19 protein-coding genes are annotated in these 20,143 nt (G+C 46.1%); 7 read left to right on the forward strand and 12 right to left on the reverse strand.

Annotated features, from left to right (window positions below):
* Positions 1 to 144 precede the first annotated feature (144 nt).
* On the reverse strand, positions 145 to 984 hold the full coding sequence (locus AC3IT7_RS12985) for an NAD-dependent epimerase/dehydratase family protein (RefSeq protein WP_489248725.1): 840 nt from the start codon (positions 982 to 984) through the stop codon (positions 145 to 147).
* Positions 985 to 1,017: 33 nt separating this feature from the next.
* Between AC3IT7_RS12985 and recG the strand changes: the two genes are divergently transcribed.
* The gene (gene recG / locus AC3IT7_RS12990) at positions 1,018 to 3,063 is read left to right on the forward strand and encodes an ATP-dependent DNA helicase RecG (protein WP_489248726.1); all 2,046 of its coding nucleotides are present in this window, start codon (positions 1,018 to 1,020) and stop codon (positions 3,061 to 3,063) included.
* On the forward strand, positions 3,050 to 3,685 hold the full coding sequence (locus AC3IT7_RS12995; protein WP_489248727.1) for a ComF family protein: 636 nt from the start codon (positions 3,050 to 3,052) through the stop codon (positions 3,683 to 3,685). The genes recG and AC3IT7_RS12995 overlap by 14 nt, the downstream gene beginning before the upstream one ends.
* Before the next feature lie 3 nt (positions 3,686 to 3,688).
* On the opposite strand, the gene AC3IT7_RS13000 is transcribed toward AC3IT7_RS12995, so the two are convergent.
* Positions 3,689 to 4,090: an NUDIX hydrolase gene (locus AC3IT7_RS13000; protein ID WP_489248728.1), complete on the reverse strand. Its 402-nt coding sequence runs from the start codon at positions 4,088 to 4,090 to the stop codon at positions 3,689 to 3,691.
* 31 nt (positions 4,091 to 4,121) lie between these two features.
* Positions 4,122 to 4,712 (reverse strand): LOG family protein, encoded by a 591-nt coding sequence (locus AC3IT7_RS13005; protein ID WP_489248729.1) that lies wholly within the window; start codon positions 4,710 to 4,712, stop codon positions 4,122 to 4,124.
* A gap of 152 nt (positions 4,713 to 4,864) precedes the next feature.
* Here AC3IT7_RS13005 and AC3IT7_RS13010 point away from each other — a divergent pair, with 152 nt between their 5' ends.
* Entirely contained in the window at positions 4,865 to 5,878 is a 1,014-nt protein-coding gene (locus AC3IT7_RS13010; RefSeq protein WP_475654623.1) for a CorA family divalent cation transporter, read from the forward strand.
* Between the two features lie 241 nt (positions 5,879 to 6,119).
* Here AC3IT7_RS13010 and AC3IT7_RS13015 read toward each other — a convergent pair whose 3' ends face one another.
* The 8 genes from AC3IT7_RS13015 to dxs form a co-directional block, all read right to left on the reverse strand.
* Positions 6,120 to 6,410, reverse strand: coding sequence for an STAS domain-containing protein (locus AC3IT7_RS13015; RefSeq protein ID WP_475654541.1), 291 nt, complete (start codon positions 6,408 to 6,410; stop codon positions 6,120 to 6,122).
* Positions 6,411 to 6,425: 15 nt separating this feature from the next.
* Positions 6,426 to 7,058, reverse strand: a complete 633-nt coding sequence (locus AC3IT7_RS13020) for an MlaC/ttg2D family ABC transporter substrate-binding protein (protein ID WP_489248730.1) — start codon at positions 7,056 to 7,058, stop codon at positions 6,426 to 6,428.
* 18 nt (positions 7,059 to 7,076) lie between these two features.
* Positions 7,077 to 7,754 carry an outer membrane lipid asymmetry maintenance protein MlaD gene (mlaD, locus tag AC3IT7_RS13025; protein WP_489248731.1) on the reverse strand — a complete coding sequence of 226 codons (678 nt, stop codon included), beginning with the start codon at positions 7,752 to 7,754 and terminating at the stop codon, positions 7,077 to 7,079.
* A complete protein-coding gene (gene mlaE / locus AC3IT7_RS13030; protein ID WP_005248230.1) occupies positions 7,754 to 8,533 on the reverse strand; it encodes a lipid asymmetry maintenance ABC transporter permease subunit MlaE in 780 nt (259 codons plus the stop codon). The genes mlaD and mlaE overlap by 1 nt, the downstream gene beginning before the upstream one ends.
* On the reverse strand, positions 8,530 to 9,348 hold the full coding sequence (locus AC3IT7_RS13035) for an ABC transporter ATP-binding protein (RefSeq protein WP_489248732.1): 819 nt from the start codon (positions 9,346 to 9,348) through the stop codon (positions 8,530 to 8,532). The genes mlaE and AC3IT7_RS13035 overlap by 4 nt, the downstream gene beginning before the upstream one ends.
* A 409-nt stretch (positions 9,349 to 9,757) precedes the next feature.
* Positions 9,758 to 11,641, reverse strand: coding sequence for a DEAD/DEAH box helicase (locus AC3IT7_RS13040; RefSeq protein ID WP_489248733.1), 1,884 nt, complete (start codon positions 11,639 to 11,641; stop codon positions 9,758 to 9,760).
* 551 nt (positions 11,642 to 12,192) lie between these two features.
* Positions 12,193 to 13,023, reverse strand: a complete 831-nt coding sequence (locus AC3IT7_RS13045; RefSeq protein WP_475655171.1) for an inositol monophosphatase family protein — start codon at positions 13,021 to 13,023, stop codon at positions 12,193 to 12,195.
* Between the two features lie 114 nt (positions 13,024 to 13,137).
* Entirely contained in the window at positions 13,138 to 15,048 is a 1,911-nt protein-coding gene (gene dxs, locus AC3IT7_RS13050) for a 1-deoxy-D-xylulose-5-phosphate synthase (protein WP_489248734.1), read from the reverse strand.
* 308 nt (positions 15,049 to 15,356) lie between these two features.
* Between dxs and ribA the strand changes: the two genes are divergently transcribed.
* Positions 15,357 to 15,959: a GTP cyclohydrolase II gene (ribA, locus tag AC3IT7_RS13055; RefSeq protein ID WP_475654408.1), complete on the forward strand. Its 603-nt coding sequence runs from the start codon at positions 15,357 to 15,359 to the stop codon at positions 15,957 to 15,959.
* 99 nt (positions 15,960 to 16,058) lie between these two features.
* Here the strand turns inward: ribA and hemN are convergent, their stop codons facing one another.
* The gene (gene hemN / locus AC3IT7_RS13060) at positions 16,059 to 17,432 is read right to left on the reverse strand and encodes an oxygen-independent coproporphyrinogen III oxidase (RefSeq protein WP_489248735.1); all 1,374 of its coding nucleotides are present in this window, start codon (positions 17,430 to 17,432) and stop codon (positions 16,059 to 16,061) included.
* Between the two features lie 236 nt (positions 17,433 to 17,668).
* Here hemN and hemF point away from each other — a divergent pair, with 236 nt between their 5' ends.
* From hemF to aroE, 3 genes are all read left to right on the forward strand, one after another.
* Complete coding sequence (gene hemF, locus AC3IT7_RS13065; RefSeq protein ID WP_489248736.1) at positions 17,669 to 18,610, forward strand: oxygen-dependent coproporphyrinogen oxidase; 942 nt, start codon at positions 17,669 to 17,671, stop codon at positions 18,608 to 18,610.
* Between the two features lie 149 nt (positions 18,611 to 18,759).
* Complete coding sequence (locus AC3IT7_RS13070) at positions 18,760 to 18,966, forward strand: hypothetical protein (RefSeq protein ID WP_475653727.1); 207 nt, start codon at positions 18,760 to 18,762, stop codon at positions 18,964 to 18,966.
* 97 nt (positions 18,967 to 19,063) lie between these two features.
* Complete coding sequence (aroE, locus tag AC3IT7_RS13075) at positions 19,064 to 19,852, forward strand: shikimate dehydrogenase (RefSeq protein WP_489248737.1); 789 nt, start codon at positions 19,064 to 19,066, stop codon at positions 19,850 to 19,852.
* Positions 19,853 to 20,143: the final 291 nt, after the last annotated feature.

The raw sequence follows: 20,143 nt of genomic DNA on the forward strand, positions 1-20,143 counted from the left end.
TCTCTTCTTTATTTGGGTCGTTATAAAAACGATACATTCCCTTTCTTTGCATGAGATGAGAAACACTGCTTCGCAAGGGGATGAGGGAAAATGTTCAAAAAATTCTTTACCTCTCCCTAGCCCTCTCCTAACAGGAGAGGGAATTTAATTCTCCTTTTTAAAGGAAGCTGAGGAGGAATTACTTTTCTTCATTAATTCAAAATAATCTTCAAAACAGTCTGGATGCTTTAATTCAAATCCCATTTGCTGCATTCGAGTCGCATAGAGCTTTTTACCGGTGATCTGCCCGCTCTCGAGCTTCAGTACAGGCAACTGCATCTGCTGCTGAAACCACTGCACAACTTCATGCAAAAGTTTCGGATCATTATTGGTCACTATATAAGACTTTTCAGGATGTTCCACGTGAATCATCTGTGACAAGAAACGTGATAAATCTTCAATATGAATTCGATTCGACCAGTGCAGATTTGGATAGGCCGTCATAGAGACTGCCATTTTCTGCATACGCGCAACTGAAGCGCCATAAATTCCGCTTGGCCGAATAATCGTACATTGCTCAGGATAAGCCGCTAAATACGCCTGCTCCATCTGATACAGGATTTTGCCTTGCACATCATTGGGCTGTAAAGACGTATCATCATCTACCCTTTCTCCAGAATTTTGCCCATAGACCCGTGTCGATGACACCACCACAATTCCTTGCAGTGGATGCTGCTTCAAGGCAGTCACAATCGGCTGAACTGAGTCCAGATAGGTCTGCTGATAGCCTTCAACTGTACTTTGTTTGGGGCTAAGTAATACATAGACCCAGTCAATCGGTACGACTGTGGTTAAATCCAGTTGATGCACATCCTGAATCAGATGAGTTGCAAATGAATCTGTTTTGGGACTTGAGCTAATTGTGCTAATTTGATGACCTTGCTCAAATAGTTGTTTGGCAACACGCCGGGATGTTTTACCATAACCGATAAATAAAATATGCATTGAGCACCGAATCACGAATCTGGTTGAGGGGACATGGCTGCAGTCCATCAGTTACAAGGCGTTGGCAATGCCGCCGCTGCATTACTTGAAAAATTAAATATCTTCAATACTGATGATTTGCTTTTTCATCTACCACGTGACTATGAAGACCGTAGCACGATCATTCCCATGAATCAATTGAGCGTGGGACGCAGCTATTTGCTGGAAGGCATCGTTAAAGGCGTAGATTTCCCGCCGGGTAAACGCAAGTCCATGGCAGTACTGCTAGATGATGATTTTGGTAAAGTCACTTTACGTTTTTATCATATTTATAAAGGCATTACCGACCGCTGTAAACTCGGTAACCGTTTAAGAATTTTTGGTGAAGTCCGGGTTGGTGCGCGCGGTCTGGAAATGTATCACCCCGAGCTGCAAGTCATTAGCGAAGATACCCCGCTACCGCAAACCCAACTCACCGCAATTTACCCGGCAACTGAAGGTCTGACCCAGCCAAAAATACGGGATTACATTCAGCAGGCCCTGGCACAGTATAGCGATCATCTGCCCGAACTGCTGCCGGCCAAGTTTAGCAATGGTTATGCCCTGAAACAGGCACTGGAATACATCCATCATCCGCCAGTCAATGCCAATATGTTGCAACTGGCGCAAGGTTCTCATCCGGCTCAGCAACGTCTGATTTTTGAAGAGCTGGTGGCGCATCAGATCAGCTTGTTGACCCGGCGTGCCTTTATCCAGCAGGTCGAAGCACCTTCATTCGCGCCAAGTAAGACTTATGCCAAACAGTTTTTAGCCAGTCTAGCTTTTGAAATGACTGGTGCACAAAAACGCGTATCCAGGGAAATTGCACAGGATTTAAAAAGCAATAAGCCGATGTTGCGTCTGGTGCAAGGCGATGTTGGCGCCGGTAAAACACTGGTCGCCGGTGTCGCAGCCTGCCATGCCTTGGAAGAAGGCTGGCAAGTGGCACTGATGGCACCCACCGAAATTCTGGCCGAGCAGCATTATCTCAACTTTAAACGCTGGTTTGAGCCTTTGGGCTTAAATGTCGCCTGGCTGTCTGGCAAGCAGAAAGGCAAAGCCCGCGCCGCAGCAGAACAGCTGATTCGGGACGGAAGTGCGCATCTGGTCATCGGCACCCATGCCCTGTTTCAGGAAAATGTCGAGTTTGCCAAACTGGGTCTGGTGATTATTGATGAACAGCATCGCTTCGGGGTCGATCAGCGACTTGCTTTACGCAATAAAGGTCTAGATGGCATGTCACCACATCAACTGGTGATGACTGCAACCCCGATTCCGCGCACCCTGGCCATGTCAGCCTATGGTGACCTGGACACCTCGGTAATTGACGAACTGCCACCGGGACGCACCCCGATTCAGACCGTGACCATTCCACTGGATCGCCGTGAAGAAGTCTTGCAACGCATTGCCAGCAACTGCGCCGAAGGCAAACAGGCCTATTGGGTCTGTACGCTGGTAGAACAGTCTGAAACCCTGGATGCCCAAGCGGCTGAAGCGACTTTTGCCGAGATTCGCGAGCGTTTTCCTGAACTGAATATTGGTCTGGTGCATGGCAAAATGAAAGCCGATGAAAAACAGGCGGTGATGCAGCAATTTAAGAACAATGAATTACAGCTCCTGATTGCCACCACTGTGATCGAAGTCGGCGTGGATGTTCCGAATGCCTCCATTATGGTGATTGAAAATGCCGAGCGTCTGGGTCTGTCACAGCTACATCAGCTACGCGGCCGGGTCGGTCGTGGTGCCAAGGCCAGTTTCTGTGCGCTGCTATATAAACATCCGCTCTCCCAAAATGGGCAGGAACGTCTAAGGATTATGCGCGAGACCAATGATGGTTTTATGATTGCCGAGAAAGATCTGGAATTGCGTGGCCCGGGTGAACTTCTGGGCACTAAACAGACTGGTGACATGAATTTCCGCGTGGCCAAGCTGGAACGTGACGATCATCTACTCAATCAGGCACATTATGTGGCACAGCAAATCCTGAAAGATTATCCAGATCAGGCCGAAGCATTGTTACAGCGCTGGCTACCAGAAGCACCACGCTATGCCTATGTTTAAATTATTTGCCCATGGAAAAACCTGGCTGAATAAATTGCAACCCTGTCAGCTGTGCCAAACCGATTATCAAACCATTCATTCGGTCTGTCAGGACTGCTGGCAGCAACTTCCCTGGACACGAAATACGATTCAACGTCAGGAAATGCAGTTCCAGATTGCCTGCGACTATGCCTATCCCATGGATCGGTTGATTCAGCTGTTTAAATATGAACAGAAGCTACATTTGCAAAATTTACTGGCCGGTACACTGCTAAGTTTAGAGCTACCCAAGGTCAGTGCCATAGTCCCGATGCCGATTTCGACTCAGCGTCTGGCCGAACGCGGCTATAATCAATCTCTGGTGCTGGCCAAACATGTGGCGAAACAGTTGCATGTTCCCATCTGGCAACCGATCACTCGTCTCAAACAGCATTCACAAAAAGGCTTAAGCCGTCTGGAACGGATTGAAGATATCCAGTCACAATTCCAGATCAGCACCACCACCAGAATTCGTTACCGCCGCGTACTGATCATTGATGATGTAGTCACCACAGGCAGTTCGGTTCGAGCTTTAAGCCAGAAACTTGAAGAACTGGGCTGTCAAAAAATTTATGCAGCCTGTCTGGCAGGTGCACAAATCTGAAATTTAAGCCTGAGCCAGTAAATTGGACTTGACCCATGGAATCACAATTTCAGTGGTCAAAGGCGCCAGCAGAACCTCTTTTTCGTCCAGATCCACCCATTTCATTTCTGCAATTTCGGCTTCAATTTTAGGTGCTCGCTCCAGCGTTACCCAATAGACATAGCTCACCAGTTGATGATCGGGCTCATTGGCGGTCTGGGTTTCAAAACGTCCAATAAATTGCTGAATCTGTGCCTGCGTGCCAATTTCTTCCTGAATTTCACGCAACATGGCGGCTTCGGGCGCTTCATTCGGTTCCAGCTTGCCACCAACCTGCATAAAGCAGGATGTACCCTGCTTGCGAACCACCAGCAGTTGCTGTGCCTCATTCAAAATAATGGCTGCAGCCACCGTAATCACTTTCATTTATGTTCTACAATTGCCCAATATGCACGGCTTATTTTACAAGGTCAGTCTGATCAACCATACCCCATTTCGCTTCAGGCGGCTGATAACTTGCAAATTGCTGCAAAATATCTTCCAGATCATCACTAATAATCAACGCCTCGGTAAAACGTGATTTAGTAAAACCTTTCTCGGTGGTCATGCGGATAAACTTGATCAGATCATCATAGAAACCATCCGTATTGAGAAAAGCACAAGGTTTCTGATGAATTCCCAATTGTGCCCAGGTCCATTGTTCAAAAATTTCTTCCAGCGTTCCTGCACCCCCCGGAATAGCAATAAATCCCTGTGCCAGTCCCGACATCCGGGTTTTACGCTCATGCATATTGTCCACCACATACAGTTCGGTAATATGCGGATGTGCCAGCTCGCGATTGACCAGCTGTCTTGGAATCACTCCAATCACCTTACCGCCAGCCGCCAAGGCACTATCAGCAATAATACCCATTAAACCGGAACGACCTCCGCCATACACTAGAGTTTGCTGTCTTGCCGCCAGAGTCTGGCCGACTTTTTCGGCAACCTGCGCATACAGCGGATCAGAACCCAGTGCGGAACCACAAAATATTGCGATAGAATTCATCATTTCATCCTTCAATTGACGCTATATTGTACGAAATCGCTGCAAGCGCGCTATTTCCGAAAATAACTGCTTAATATCAGTGTTTTTATTCAATTCCTTGTCTAAAATACACCCATTCCAATTCATATACTGCGCCCGGGAGAAAAGACAGCATGCTTGAAGCCTTTTACGCCACAGAGCGCGGTAGCTTAGAAGATATCACCATCAATGGTGATTTCGACCTGCATCCAGATTTAGTCTGGCTCGATCTGATTGCCCCTTCACAGGAAGAGCAGCAATGGATTCTCGATGCCTATGAGCAAAACTTACCGACCTTAAAATCACTGGAAGATATCTCCTCGAGTGCCCGATTTTACCGTGATGATGACGGTATTTTGCACATCAGTACCTATTTTTTAACCAAAAATAAAAATTATCAGGTCGAAAACGAACACGAAGATGAATCCAGCATGCTGGCGACGGTACAAACCGTGGCGTTTATTCTGCATAAGGATCGTCTGTTTACCTTGCGCGGCGAAAAACTGGTGGCCTTTCGTGCCTTCCGTGCCCGCGCACGGCGGAATGACTATGAAATCGACTATAAAGATCCAACCTGGATTTTATTGGGTCTGCTTGAAGCCAAGCTGGATGAACTGGCCGATATTCTGGAAGATGTGCATAAAGATTTAGAAAAATATTCAACTGAAGTGTTGAATAACCGTCACCGTGAACAGATTCTGGATCTGGATGACATGATTACCCGCTTGGCTCAACTCGAAGATATGCTGGGTAAAGCGCAGCTGTGTTTAATCGATTTACGTCGTGTTCTGACCTTCCTGTCACGTCCACGTGCCTTGGGCAGTCATATTTATGATGCGGATATCCGGGAACTGAGTGAAGATGTGCGCTCGCTGGTCGAGCATGATGCCTTCCTGTTCCAGAAAGTACGCTTCCTGCTGGATACTACGTCCGGATTTATTAATACTGAACAGAACGATACCATTCGTCGATTCTCGATTCTGCCAAGTATGCTCGCACCACCGATGCTGATTGCCAGTATCTACGGCATGAATACCGAAGTGCTGCCCTTTGCACAAGGCACCATGAGTTTTGTTATGGTCAGTATTATTTTGATTGGCTTCCTGATTGGCCCATTGATTTACTTTAGATGGAAGAAATGGATTTAATTTCTTCACCCTCTCTCTAACTCTCTCCCATAGGGAGAGAGGATTTCCAATATTTATTGAGATAGTAGTTTTTAAAAATATCATTTCTATCCATAAATTTAGAGAGGAAGTTCCCTCTCCTTTTAGGAGAGGGTTAGGGTGAGGTCATATTTTAATCCTTCCTAACGTCCTTTTGATAAAGGAAGGAATTTACTTTTAAAATGTATCAACAATAAAAGAAAGCACCTTACGGTGCTTTCTTTTACTGAATGATATTTAAATCACCCTGCAAATGACTGGCCTGAATGATATTCATCATTTTCGCAGGAACAGCTTTAAACTGAAGCCCTTGAGCCTGGGGGGTCTGGCGCAACCAGCGCACCAAGACCGCCAAAGCCAAAGTACTGCCACTTTCAAGCCCAGCCAGGTTAACCACAAGCGGAAACTGGTTCTGTGACTGGATTAGCCGCAGGCCATCTAAGTAATAGTCCTGCGCATTGTCATAGTCAATTTTGCCTGAAACCTGTAATTCCTGATCCTTGAATGTAATCACGGCTCACCTGTCTGATTATTTCTTGTCGATTGCAGCTTCTGCATCCGGTTTGAAGTTGGCAATCGCTTTATCAATATTACCGCCATTACGTTTTACTGTCGCAGCAAACTGGTTACGGAACTGCAGACCTAGATCAATACCAGATACGTTGATATTACGGATTTTCCATTGTGAACCCTTGTCCACCAGCTGGAAAGCTACCGGAATTTTCTCGCCCTTGTTGTTAAAGTCGATGGTCACGACAGGGTTTTTGCTGTTGCTGGCCTTGTAAGGACGAATGCTATAAGTCTGATTGCTGAACTTGGCAAATGCAGAACCATAGTTTTCAATTAAGGTTTCACGGAAATTCTTTTCAAACTGTGCACGCTGCGCTGCAGTACTATACTGGTTGGTCGCATAAGTTCCCATCACAATACGTGTGAAAGATTGAGAATCGATATATGGATCCAGATTTTGACGCACAATGCTTTTTACCAAAGCTGGATTGGATTGCAATTTTGCATTATCAGCTTTGAGGCGTTCAATTAAACCATCTGCTACTTTTTTAATAAAAGCAGGTGGTGCTTCAGACGGTGCAGCAAACACTGTACCAGCAATCATTGTGGAAAGAATGCTTACTGCAAGCGTTTGTTTTACTAAAGTCTTCACTGAAATCTCCTCAATCTATTATTCAACAAATGCAGGCTCTGCAGTTGCTGTTGCTGAATCTGTCGCCTGTTCTGGCGCAGCTTCTTGACTCTCTGACGATTTGCCGGCGCCGCCGGTAATGAACTTCGTCACTAAATCTTCAATTTCCATGGTGCCTTGGGTATTGGCAATCTGGTCGCCGCGCTGTAAATAACTCAGACCGCCACCTGGAATAATTTTCAGGTATTTTTCACCCAATAATCCATTGGTCGCTACCATAATATAAGCGTCTTCATCAATATTGGTGATGGAGTTCATGTTAGCTAAGAGTTGTTTTTCCATGTCTTTTTGTTGCGCTGGTGCAGCTGCTTCATAGTCCGAACTGTAGCGTAACTCGTCCAGAGCTTCCTGCTGAACTTGCTTTAATTGTTCAGCATTAAACGAGGTTAATGAACCATCCAAAGTCATATGCACGGTCGCCAGACGTGTTACAGGATCCAGGGTAATCTCATCGACCTGTCCTACTTTCACGCCACTTAAAGCGACTTTGGCACGGGGCTTGATGCCATTTACATTTTCAAAGGTTGCCGTCATTTTATAGCTGTCGGAAATATTACTTCCCACCAGTCCACTGACACGCATCGCCAAAAAGAACAGGGCAATCCCGAACAAAATAACAAAAACACCAACGGCCAGCTCACTAGTACGTGATTTCATTAAACACCTCCGAACATGACCGCAGTCAACACAAAATCAAAGCCTAAAACGCACAGTGAAGAATATACGACTGTACGGGTTGTAGAAGTTGCAATACCTTCCGATGTGGGTACACAGGCATAGCCTTGATATACCGCAATCCAGGTACAAATTAATGCGAATACAAAACTTTTAATAATAGTGCCATTCAAGACATCTTTATAAAATTGCACACTGCTTTCCATGCCGCTCCAATACGCACCCTCATCGGCACCCAGGAAATCGACACCGACCATTTTACCGCCCATAATACCGACTGCGGCGAAGATGACCGAGAGCATGGGCAAGCTGAAAATCCCCGCCCAGAGACGTGGTGAAATCACCCGTTTCAAAGGGTCTACACCGATCATTTCCATACTGGACAACTGTTCAGTGGCTTTCATCAGGCCAATTTCTGCGGTCAAGGCCGAACCGGCACGTCCTGCAAACAGCAAAGCGGCGACCACAGGTGCCAATTCACGTAACAAGGTCAATGCCACCGCTGTACCAAGCATGGATTCACTGCCAAAGGTCGACAGAATACTGAACATCTGCAAGCCCAGCACGGCACCAATAAACAAGCCAGACACCACAATGATCAGCAGGGACAACACCCCAACCCGATACATCTGATACACAAACAGTTTTACCCCAAGCCAGGTCGGCATTGAAAATAAAATCTGCAACAGCATCAGGGTGGCAACCCCAATGCCCTGTACACGTTCAATAACGCGTCTACCTAATGCGGCAATTGCATTCATGAACGTACCTCATCACTTAAATAAGCCTGATGACTAAACTGGTAATCGACCGGGCCTTCGACAGAACCTGTCAGGAATTGCTGCACAAACGCGGATGGATGGGCTTTCAGCTCCGCAGGTGTACCCTCACCCTGCACCTTGCCTTCAGCCACGACATAAATATAATCGGCAATCGACAAGGTTTCTGCCACATCATGCGAGACAATAATGGTGGTCAAATCCAGTGCTTCACGCAATGAACGGATTAAACGAGTCAAGACCCCCATCACAATCGGATCTTGTCCGGCAAAGGGTTCATCGTACATGATCAGCTCAGGATCAAGTGCAATCGCCCGGGCCAGAGCCACACGCCGGTTCATACCACCAGACAACTCGGACGGCATCATCTGTTCTGCACCGCGCAAACCGACTGATTCCAGTTTTAATGCCACAATTTCCTTGATCAAATGTTCTGGCAGCTTGGTATGGGCACGGATTGGAAATGCGACATTTTCATACACGCTCATATCGGTAAACAAAGCACCGCTCTGAAACAGCATGCCCATACGTGCACGTGCTGAAAAAAGTTCGGAACGTGACATCGAGGCAATATCTTTGCCATCCAATAAGACCTGACCATGTTCGGGCGTCAGCTGTCCACCAATCAATCTTAATAAGGTGGTTTTACCGGTTCCCGATGGCCCCATGATGGCGGTAATCTGTCCACGACGAATCGTTAAACTCACGTCGTCATAAATCACGCGCTCACCCCGTTTGAAGCTCAAATTCTTGACTTCAATCAAAGACTGATTATCTCGCGCTGTTTGATTTTTCATAGCTGAGTTTATTCCTGCATTTTTTCAGCATGCATACTATAAAGGAACGAAGTTCAAAATGTTAGCAGTTGAACAAGATGGGTGAATGGCATAAAAAATAGAAATACTTCAATATTAAGTATATTTTTATAATAAAAAGATAGGGTTAAGTTTAATCTAAGCCAACTTGCTCAATTAAAAAGACTGTATAAATAATAGATAATATTACACAAAATCAAAGTCAATGCGATATATGGCATATACACCTCTATCAATTGAGATCGAACAGTTAAACGTTTCATATGAATAATTATCATAACTCTGACTAAATATGATTTAGTAGACATTTTACGTTAAAAAGCAAAAAACTCAATGCATAAAAAAACCGGTATTTCTACCGGTTTTTTCTATCTTAATCTAGCGATTAAAATTAGTCGTTAAATTTACGACGCGGACGATCTTCACCACCGAACGAACGTTCACCACGTGGTTTGTCATCAAAGTTGCGACGGACTGGACGATCACCGAAATCACGTTTCGGACGGTCATCACCAAATGAACGCGCTGGACGATCACCGAAACCACCTTCACGACGTGGAGCAGGACGATCACCAAAATCACGTTTTGGACGATCACCATAACCGCCTTCACGAGCTGGTTTGTAATCTACACGGTTGCCACGGTTGTCATCATTAGAGCGAGGACGGTCGCCAAAACCACCTTCACGACGTGGAGCTGGACGATCACCGAAGTCACGCTTTGGACGGTCATCAAACGAACGTTGTGGACGATCACCGAAACCGCCTTCACGACGTGGAGCTGGACGATCACCAAAGTCACGCTTTGGACGGTCATCAAACGAACGTTGTGGACGATCACCGAAACCGCCTTCACGACGTGGAGCTGGACGATCACCGAAGTCGCGACGTGGACGATCTTCGCCACCGAACGCTGGACGTTCGCTACGAGGTTTGTCATCGAAGCTACGACGTGGACGATCATCACCGCCTTCGCGACGTTTGAAGTTGCTTTCACCTTCAAAACGACGACCACCGCCAAAACCACCACGACCGCCATCACGACCACGACCGCCGCCATCACGACCACGACCACGGCCAGCGCCATCACGGCTACCGCGTGCTGGAGGTGGAGACGGCTCAAGACCTTCGATTTCAGATACGTTTAGACGAGCTTCCAGGAAGTCTTCTAAAGCACGGATCTTGCCGCGTTCACGGTAAGTTGCCAGTGTAATGGCTTTACCTGTACGACCAGCACGACCTGTACGGCCAATACGATGTACATAGTCTTCGTTCTTCATCGGAAGACCGAAGTTAATTACGTGTGAAATTGTTGGTACGTCAAGACCACGTGCAGCTACGTCTGTAGCAACCAGGATTTTTGCACGACCTTCACGGATGCTGCGTAAACGACGGTTACGAACTGTTTGTGGCATCGCACCGTGCAGTGCTACAACTGATAGACCTGCTTCAGCCAGTTCTTCAGCCAGCATATCTGTGTCTTCTTGAGTTGACGCAAATACTACTGCTTGATCAACGTCTTCTTCATTCAACCAGTGAGTCAGAAGTTTTTTCTTGTGTTCAAAACCGTCAGTCCAGTGTAAAGTCTGAGTAATATCAGTATTGGTAGAGTGACCAGTTTCAATCGAAATACGCAATGGATCATTCATCATGCGTTCTGCAAGTGTAATGATACGTGGTGCGAAAGTCGCAGAGAACATAAGAGTCTGTTTACGGTTAGCAGCCAACTCACCAATTGCTTCCAAGTCTTCAGAGAAGCCTAGATCAAGCATACGGTCAGCTTCATCGACGATCAACGCGTCAACTTTGTCAAGTTTGATTTGACGACGATTCACCAGGTCAAGTAAACGGCCTGGAGTTGCAACAACAACTTGCGCGCCTTTTAACTGTTGAATTTGCTTACCGAAAGGCATACCGCCCATGATTGCAGCAATACGAACACCTTTCATGTGACGTACAAATGCAATTGCGTCTTGACATACTTGTTGTGCCAATTCACGAGTCGGTGAAATCACCAAAATATTCGGTTGAGTTACCGCTTTCATGCGGTCTTTAAACGGTACTAATGTATCTTGGTTTGCCAAAGCATTTAACGTAGGAAGTAAGAATGCAGCAGTTTTACCAGAACCTGTTTGGCTTGATACAAGAAGGTCTTTACCTTCAAGTGCAGCTGGAATCGCTTGTTCTTGTACAGGAGTTGGAGTGGTAAAGCCTAAAGCGTCGAGAGCCTGGGTTAGAGATTCGTCGAGGGAAAAATCAGCAAAAGTTTTGCTCATAGAGAGTGTTCACCCTGAAGTGGGTGCTCCATTAAATAAATTACAATATGGACATCGGCAAAAAGCGGCACAGCAAATAGAGCTGAAAAAGTTAGGATTCAGCAGCGATCCGAATAACGACGATGTGGATATAACGCACGTATATGATTACGGCCGCAAACCTGAAGGAATCGCTTAAGCGATTGGGGCGCGAAGGATATGTCCTCTCTATGGACAGAACGCGCATACAATGATTAGAAGATAGTGTTCAGGTAAAGAACGGAAAATTAAGTGCGTGGCAAGATTATAGCAGAATAATCAACAATGTCATTAAGTTTTCAAATAAATTTGCTTTATTTTTAATTTATATATGAATTTCATAGACTTAAATATGAATATAAAATGTAACGGCTGGTATAAAAAAGCAGTTTTTGCCAATTCACTTGATAATTCCAGTATCCATGTGCGTTAAAAAGACAGGCTTCTCCTGCCTGTTAACTATTTCACTGCTGCAAAAAAAGGCATCCCGTAGGATGCCTTTTCAATATTAGATCTGATTCATCTAAGCCCGATTATTTTGCTGCTTCACCCCAAGCAGGAACAACTGCTTGCATTAAAGGCTTAAGCATTTTCATTGAACAAGCCAAAACTTGACCATTTTCCATAGAGTCGCTACCACCACGTGCATCAACTACAGTACCGCCTGCTTCTTTCACGATCAATTCGCCAGCTGCGATATCCCAAGGTTTCAAACCAAGTTCAAAATAACCATCAAAACGGCCTGCAGCAACATAGGCTAAATCCAATGCTGCAGAACCTGAACGGCGATATTGCGCGCCAGCTTCAGTCACGTTTAACAAACTTTGAAAATGGTTCTTGGCATAAGATACAACTTCGCCATTACGCTTGGCACGGTAAGCGTGACCAACAGCCATAAAGGTATTTTCCAGGCTGTCTTTGACATTTACGCGAATACGGCGCTGGTTCATCATGGCACCACGACCACGACTGGCAGAGAATAGCTCATCTTTCACCGGGTCATAAATCACCCCGTGTTGAGTAATGCCTTTGTGCTGAACTGCGATAGAGATACAGAAATGCGGGAAACCGTTAATGAAGTTTAAAGTACCATCCAGTGGATCGATCACCCAACACCAATCGGCGTCATGACCTTTACCTTCCTGATAGCCAAACTCTTCACCAAGGAAACTGTGATTTTTATAGCTTTTACGTAGGGTATCGATGGTCAACTGTTCCAAATAACGGTCTACACGCGTTACCGGACCATCAATTCCTTTTTCTTCGACTTGTAGATCGAGTTTATGACGATTCTGATGCGCTTTTAAAAGCTCTTGACCAACTAACTGAGCCGCACGCGCAGCCATCACCACCATAGGTTCCATTGAACACCCACTACAAATTTGAAGACACTGATAAAGAATAATGCATAAAAGCCCCGACATCTTAGCAAATATCGGGGCTTTTTTGGGAAAAATGTGACTAAAATTTTTAAGAACTTATGACAAAGCGCTTTGCCCTAAAGTTGACCACGTATGATTCATTGATTTTTCAATACCTTGCGCATCAAGACCAGCCTGCTGCAACATTTGGGTATGGGTCGCCTGTGCCATAAACGTGTCGTCCAGACCCAGATTCAGCATCGGTTTTACAATCTGTGCTTCTGCCAGATATTCATTCACCGCACTGCCTGCTCCGCCCATGATGGCATGTTCTTCAACCGTCACAAACAGACTGGTACTTAAGGCCAGATCATCCAGCATTTGCGTATCCAGAGGCTTGATAAAACGCATGTTGATTACACGTACACCAATCTCATGTTTCAGGGCAAATGCTTCTGCAGCTTCCACAGCGACCTGTACCCGGCTACCGAAAGCCAGTATCGAAATATATTCATCATACTGGGTATTCAAACGGGCGACTATTTCAGCCTGACCGACCGGAATCTCAATCATTTTTTGCTGGATCTCGACGCCCAGCCCATTGCCACGTGGATAACGTACGGCTGCTGGCCCAGGATATAAATAGGCAGTATGCAACATCTGGCGACATTCATTTTCGTCTTTTGGTGCCATGATCACGATATTCGGAATGGTACGCATATAGGCATAATCATATGCCCCTGCATGCGTCGGGCCATCTTCACCGACCAGACCGGCACGGTCGATACCGAAAGTGACATCCAGATTCTGCAAGGCCACGTCATGCACCAACTGGTCATACCCGCGCTGCAAGAAGGTCGAATAAATTGCCACCACCGGTTTTAAGCCTTCACAAGCCATGCCCGCAGCCAGCGTGACTGCGTGCTGCTCTGCAATTGCGACATCAAAGAAGCGTTGCGGATATTCTTTGGCAAACTGTACCATGCCCGAGCCTTCACACATCGCCGGTGTAATCGCAAGCAAGCGTGAATCTTGTGCGGCTTCATCGCAAAGCCATTGCCCAAAGACATCTGAATATTTTGGCGCAGGATTGGCCGAAGCTACGGCGTTGAGTTTATTAATTGCGTGATATTTGATTTGATCCGATTCGGCCGGCGCAAAGCCCTTGCCTTTTTTGGTATAGATATGAATCAGACGTGGCCCTGTACGCTTTTTCAGCGCAGTAAAGACATGCACCAGCTGTTTGACATCGTGACCATCGTAAGGGCCAAAATAATCAAAACCGATGGCTTTAAACAGGTTATCTGCGGCATCAGTCGCGGCACTGTGCAAACGCGAGTTATACAGCCATTCCGGATGCGGCTGTACATAGGCTTCGCCCTGCTCGGTGATATTTACGAATTCACCGCGCTCCCAGATAGCGGCCAGATGCTTGGCAAAACCACCAGTACTGCAAGAAATCGACATATCGTTGTCATTCAGCACCACCATCAGATCGGCATTATGTGCCACCGCATCATTCAAGGCTTCGAAAGCCATGCCCGCAGTCATGGCACCATCACCAATAATCGACACCACTTCACACGGCTTATTCTGATAATGGCGTGCCAAGGCCATGCCCAGACCGGCAGAAATCGCTGTTGAAGAATGCCCCACCCCAAAGGTATCGAATTCAGATTCTTCACGCGCCGGGAATGCGGCCAGACCATCTTTGGCACGAATGGTGGTGAGCTGTTCACGACGACCGGTCAGTGCTTTATGCGGATAGGCCTGATGACCCACATCCCAGATCAAGCGATCATGCGGGGTGTTAAAGCAATAGTGTAAAGCCACGGTGAGCTCAATGACGCCGAGATTGGCACCAAAATGTCCGCCACTTTGCCCGGCAGCATACAAAATGAATTGACGTAACTCATCCGCCACTTGTGCTAGCTGGCTTTGCGCGAGTAAACGTAGTTGCTCAGGATGATTGATCGTATCCAGCAACGGTGTTACAGGGCGTTGAGTAGGGATTTCTGTATACAGCATATTATGGCAAAGCCTTCTAAAGCCTGGCAAATCTAAAGCTAGGTCAATGGGGAGTACCCGATCATATAGCTGAATTGTAGCAGCTTCAATTCAGCTACGCTTCTAGCGATGCAATATTAAACAATGATCTCATCGGGGTGAAAAAATCGCAGGCTACGATTATCCTGAATAATCTTACTATTTATCAACTATTATCGTGTGCTTTCTACAAAAAAGAAAATCTAATGCAGAATTTCAGCTTTGCAATTCTACCAATGTTCAATCATTACGCTATACTTTAGCACTTTCAGGATTTAACGGGTTCAGCTGTGCCAATCGAATTTGTCGCAACGTCAAGACTACCTACCGCTCACGGTGAATTTAAAATTACTGTATTTCAAGACCCTAAGACCGGTGAAGAACATGTCGCGCTCTCCAAAGGACTTGAAGAGGCATCTGATGAACCTGTGGTGGTTCGGGTACATTCTGAGTGTTTAACCGGTGATGCCTTTGCTTCACTGAAATGTGACTGTGGCCCGCAATTACAAGCAACTTTAAAGCTGATCAATGAATTGGGTCGCGGAGCGATTCTGTATTTGCGTCAGGAAGGACGTGGTATTGGCCTGACCAACAAGATTCGCGCCTACGCGCTGCAAGATCAGGGGCATGATACGGTCGATGCCAATCTCATGCTGAACTTGCCGGCAGATGCACGTCAATACGATATGTGCAGCATTATGCTGGATCATTTACAGGTCAAAGCGGTACGCCTGGTGACCAACAACCCTTCAAAAATAGAAGCGCTCAAAGCACAAGGCATCAATGTGGTCGATCGTGTTCCCTTAACAGTGGGCTTAAACCCGTTTAATGAGCAATATCTCAAGACCAAGCATGAACGGATGGCGCATCTTTATCAGAAAGAAGATTTTTAAAGATCTATAGCAAATCCCCCAACCCTCCTTTGCTAAAGGAGGGAGATCCCCCCTCTTTAAAAAAGATGAGGAGCACTGCTCCGCAAGAGGGGGAAGTTCCTAAATCGTCATCGAGAAAATCCGGCTCTCCGGCATGCGTCGCTTTAAACGTAAATCAAAAGCCATACAGATATTACGCACAAATGGTTTCCCTTTCTCCAGAACAGTGACTGCCGAGTCTGTGATTTGAATCAGGCCATCCTGCGCCATTTCTTCAAGCTGCAGCAACACCTCATCAATTTCAGGGAAAAACATTGCCGGATTTTCCCAAGACGTAGTAAAACTGCACATCAAATTCAGTATATGTTGCCGGATGATCAGGTCTTCCTGATTGAGTACATGCCCTTTAAACACCGGAATTTCATTGCGCTCTAAATACTCATAATATTCTTCAATAGTTTTGACATTCTGGGCAAAGCTGTACCAACTATCACTGATCGAAGAAATCCCCAGCCCAATCATCACTTGAGTTTTAGAAGCGGTATAACCCATAAAGTTGCGGTGTAAGGTCCCCGCTTGAAAAGACTGATACATCGCATCTTTTTCTAAAGCAAAATGATCCATGCCAATCTCATGATAACCATGCTCCAGCAGTTTCTTTTTGCCCGCTTCATAGCACTGGCGTTTGATCGCATCTTTGGGTACATCGGCATCTTTAAAACCACGCTGTCCATTGCCTTTGATCCAGGGCACATGGGCATAGCTATATAAAGCCAGACGATCGGGCAACAGTGCATTGGTTTGCTCAATGGTATTTAAGACATCATCCAGACTCTGAAATGGCAGACCAAACACCAGATCATGCGAAATCGATTCATAGCCAATTTCACGCGCCCATTCGGTCACCTGCTTGACATGTGCATAAGGCTGAATGCGGTGAATGGCTTTTTGCACGGTTTCATTATAATCCTGCACCCCATAACTGACCCGACGAAAACCCAAGTCATATAAACCTTGCAGATGCTCACGCGTGGTATTATTGGGATGCCCTTCAAAACTGAATTCATGCTCAGCTGCTATATCTGCTTTGGCCAAAATACCTTGAATCAGTTGAGTCAGATGCTGAATAGAAAAGAAAGTTGGCGTTCCGCCGCCCAAATGAATCTCTTTAATAACAGGCTTTTCTTGTAATAGCTCACAGTATAAATCCCATTCTTTTAATACCGCCTGAATATAAGGCTGCTCCATTTCATGTTTTTTCGTGATTTTCTTATGGCAACCACAAAAGGTACACAGGCTTTCACAAAATGGCAGATGGATATACAGGCTGATGCCTTCACTTTGATTGGATTTAGCAAAGGATTTTTTCAGCGTCTGTTTCCAGGTTTCGAGCGAGAAATTTTGCGCTTCCCAATAGGGAACCGTCGGATAACTGGTATAGCGTGGCCCGGGAACATTATATTTTTGAATCAGGGAATTGACCTGTACCGACATGACACCCACCTATTACCATGGAAAAATGCTCAAGCTCATGAGCGCTTGCGAGTTATTGTGCGGAGCTTGAAAAAAGAATTCAACCTAGCCGATTGGTCGGATTTAATGATCCATGCTGTCCATAAACAGTGAAGTTTAAAACCTGGATCAACCCGCTACCTCACTAAATAGACCTTAATCTTTTGCTGTTTTTATGCTTTGATGTAACTCGTTTTTTATTTCCCTACGAGGCTCTGATGCAGCATCCTACATCTGCGGATATTCAACGCGTTCGTGAATTTCTCCTCGACTTGCAGGCTCGAATTTGTGCAGCACTGGAACAACAGGAACGTGCTGGCGGTGGTACGGCCGAATTTATCATTGATGACTGGGAGCGTCCGGAAGGTGGTGGTGGCCGTTCACGTGTCTTGCAAAATGGCACTGTGATTGAAAAAGGCGGGGTCATGTTCTCTCACATCAACATTTCCAAACTGCCCGCTTCTGCAACCGAACGCCACCCGGATATTGCCGGTGCCAAAGCCCAGGCCATGGGCGTGTCTCTGGTGATTCATCCGAAAAATCCCAATGTACCGACCTCACATGCCAATGTGCGTTTATTCGTCGCGGAAAAAGAAGGCCAGGATCCGATCTGGTGGTTTGGTGGCGGTTTTGACCTGACCCCGTTTTATCCAAATGACGAAGATGTGCTTGCATGGCATCAAACCGCGCATGACCTGTGTGCGCCATTCGGTGAAGAAATTTATCCTGAACACAAGCAGTGGTGTGATGACTATTTTTATCTGAAACACCGGGATGAACAGCGTGGCGTCGGTGGGCTATTCTTTGACGACCTGAATCAGTGGGATTTCGAAACCTGTTTTAACTATATGCAAGCGGTGGGTAATGGTTATCTGGAAGCGATTCTGCCAATTTTCCAGCGTAATCAGGATAAATCTTATACCGAAGCACAACGCGAGTTCCAGTTGTATCGTCGTGGCCGTTATGTCGAATACAATCTGGTGTATGACCGCGGCACCCTGTTTGGTTTACAGACCGGAGGCCGGATCGAGTCGATTTTAGTAAGCTTACCGCCACTGACCGGCTGGTCCTATCGACCAGAATGGGATGAAGGCTCGCCGGAAAAACGTTTGACCGATTACTATCTGAAACCCCATGACTGGCTCACAGAATTAAAATAAACCGCAATGAAATGATACAAACAGCTCTTAAATAGAGGGCTGTTTTAATCGATTATTCCTTTATAATACTGCTTAACAATCCCAGATCTGGTCGCAGCATCCTGTCGCTACACCGATCACCCTTCATGGGATGTCTAGTGAGAATAACAATGCATCATCTTCAATTAAATCTTCCTGTTTTTGCCTTTTGGCTTTTTCTTGCTTTAGCTACCAGTGCCATCAGTACTGCAATCTTGAGTCACAATCTGTTTCTGGATGGCGCAGCCATTCTGGTCAGCATCCTGACTGTGGTGGGCGCTGTTCTCAGTATAGCGCTGGTATTTGCAGAACATATTATGGATATCTGCAGTTCCTAAGCTCCCATTCTGAGTCGTCATTTAATCTGGCGCAGGCTTTAGTCCCTGCGCTTTTTCACGTATATTGATGTGCATTTCAGCACATGGACATTGTGAAATGAGCAAACTATTTGCGGTCATTGGCAATCCGATTGAACAGTCACGTTCTCCAGAATTACACCACGCTTTTGCAGCCAAAACCGGCATCGATCTGAATTACACTAAACGTCTGGCGCCGCTGGATGGCTTTGAAGCCAATATTCAGGATTTTTTTGGCAATGGCGGTCTTGGTATGAATGTCACGGTACCCTTCAAAGAACAGGCCTTTGCCCAGTGTCAGGTGCTGAGTGAACGGGCTAAAATTGCCAAGGCGGTAAATACCCTATGGATGGAAAATGGCGTTCTGCATGGTGACAATACGGATGGCCAAGGTCTGGTCGAGGCCATTCACGCCTTAAACTGGCCATTGGCCAATAGCAGTATTTTGATTATCGGTGCAGGCGGTGCAACCCGTGGCGTGATCTACCCTTTAGCCCAGGCCGGCGCAAAAAAAATTGTGATTGCCAACCGTACCCTGGCACGCGCTGAACAACTGGTCGCAGACCTTCAGCACGCCGTAGCGCAGCTTGAATTACAGGCGATTGCACTGGAAAATCTTGCGGGCGAGTTTGATCTGGTGATTAATGCCACTTCTGCCAGCCTCAGCGGTGATGCCCTGGTTTTGCCAGACACGCTTCAGTTTAAATATGCCTATGAAATGGCTTATGGCAAACCCTCTTCCTTTCTTGATCAGGCTCAGGCTCGTGGTGTGCCCACGTCTGAAGGCTTCGGCATGCTGGTCGGTCAGGCGCTTGAATCTTTTGCGATCTGGAATGGCATCAAGCCTGATTTAAAAGATTTTCTGTAAAGATCCTGTGAACTGGATCAGCACTATTCGGATTGCAACAGCAATCCGAATTTATTTTAATGCCCTGACTAGAAACTTAAAGCTCAGTCATTGGATTTAATGACATTTTTAACTTGAATCTTTTATTGATAACAATTGAGTACAATTCATACGAAAGTAGCACTAGACAACCCGCTGTCCAATTCATTAAAGTCCAATCAGATAAGAAGTTTTCAACCTTTCTGTAATCTGATCGCCGAGGAATGACATCAGCCGATATGATTTCCAGGTGCTAAGATCCGATTCGCCTTT

The sequence above is a fragment of the Acinetobacter sp. KH_038 genome (assembly GCF_057839405.1).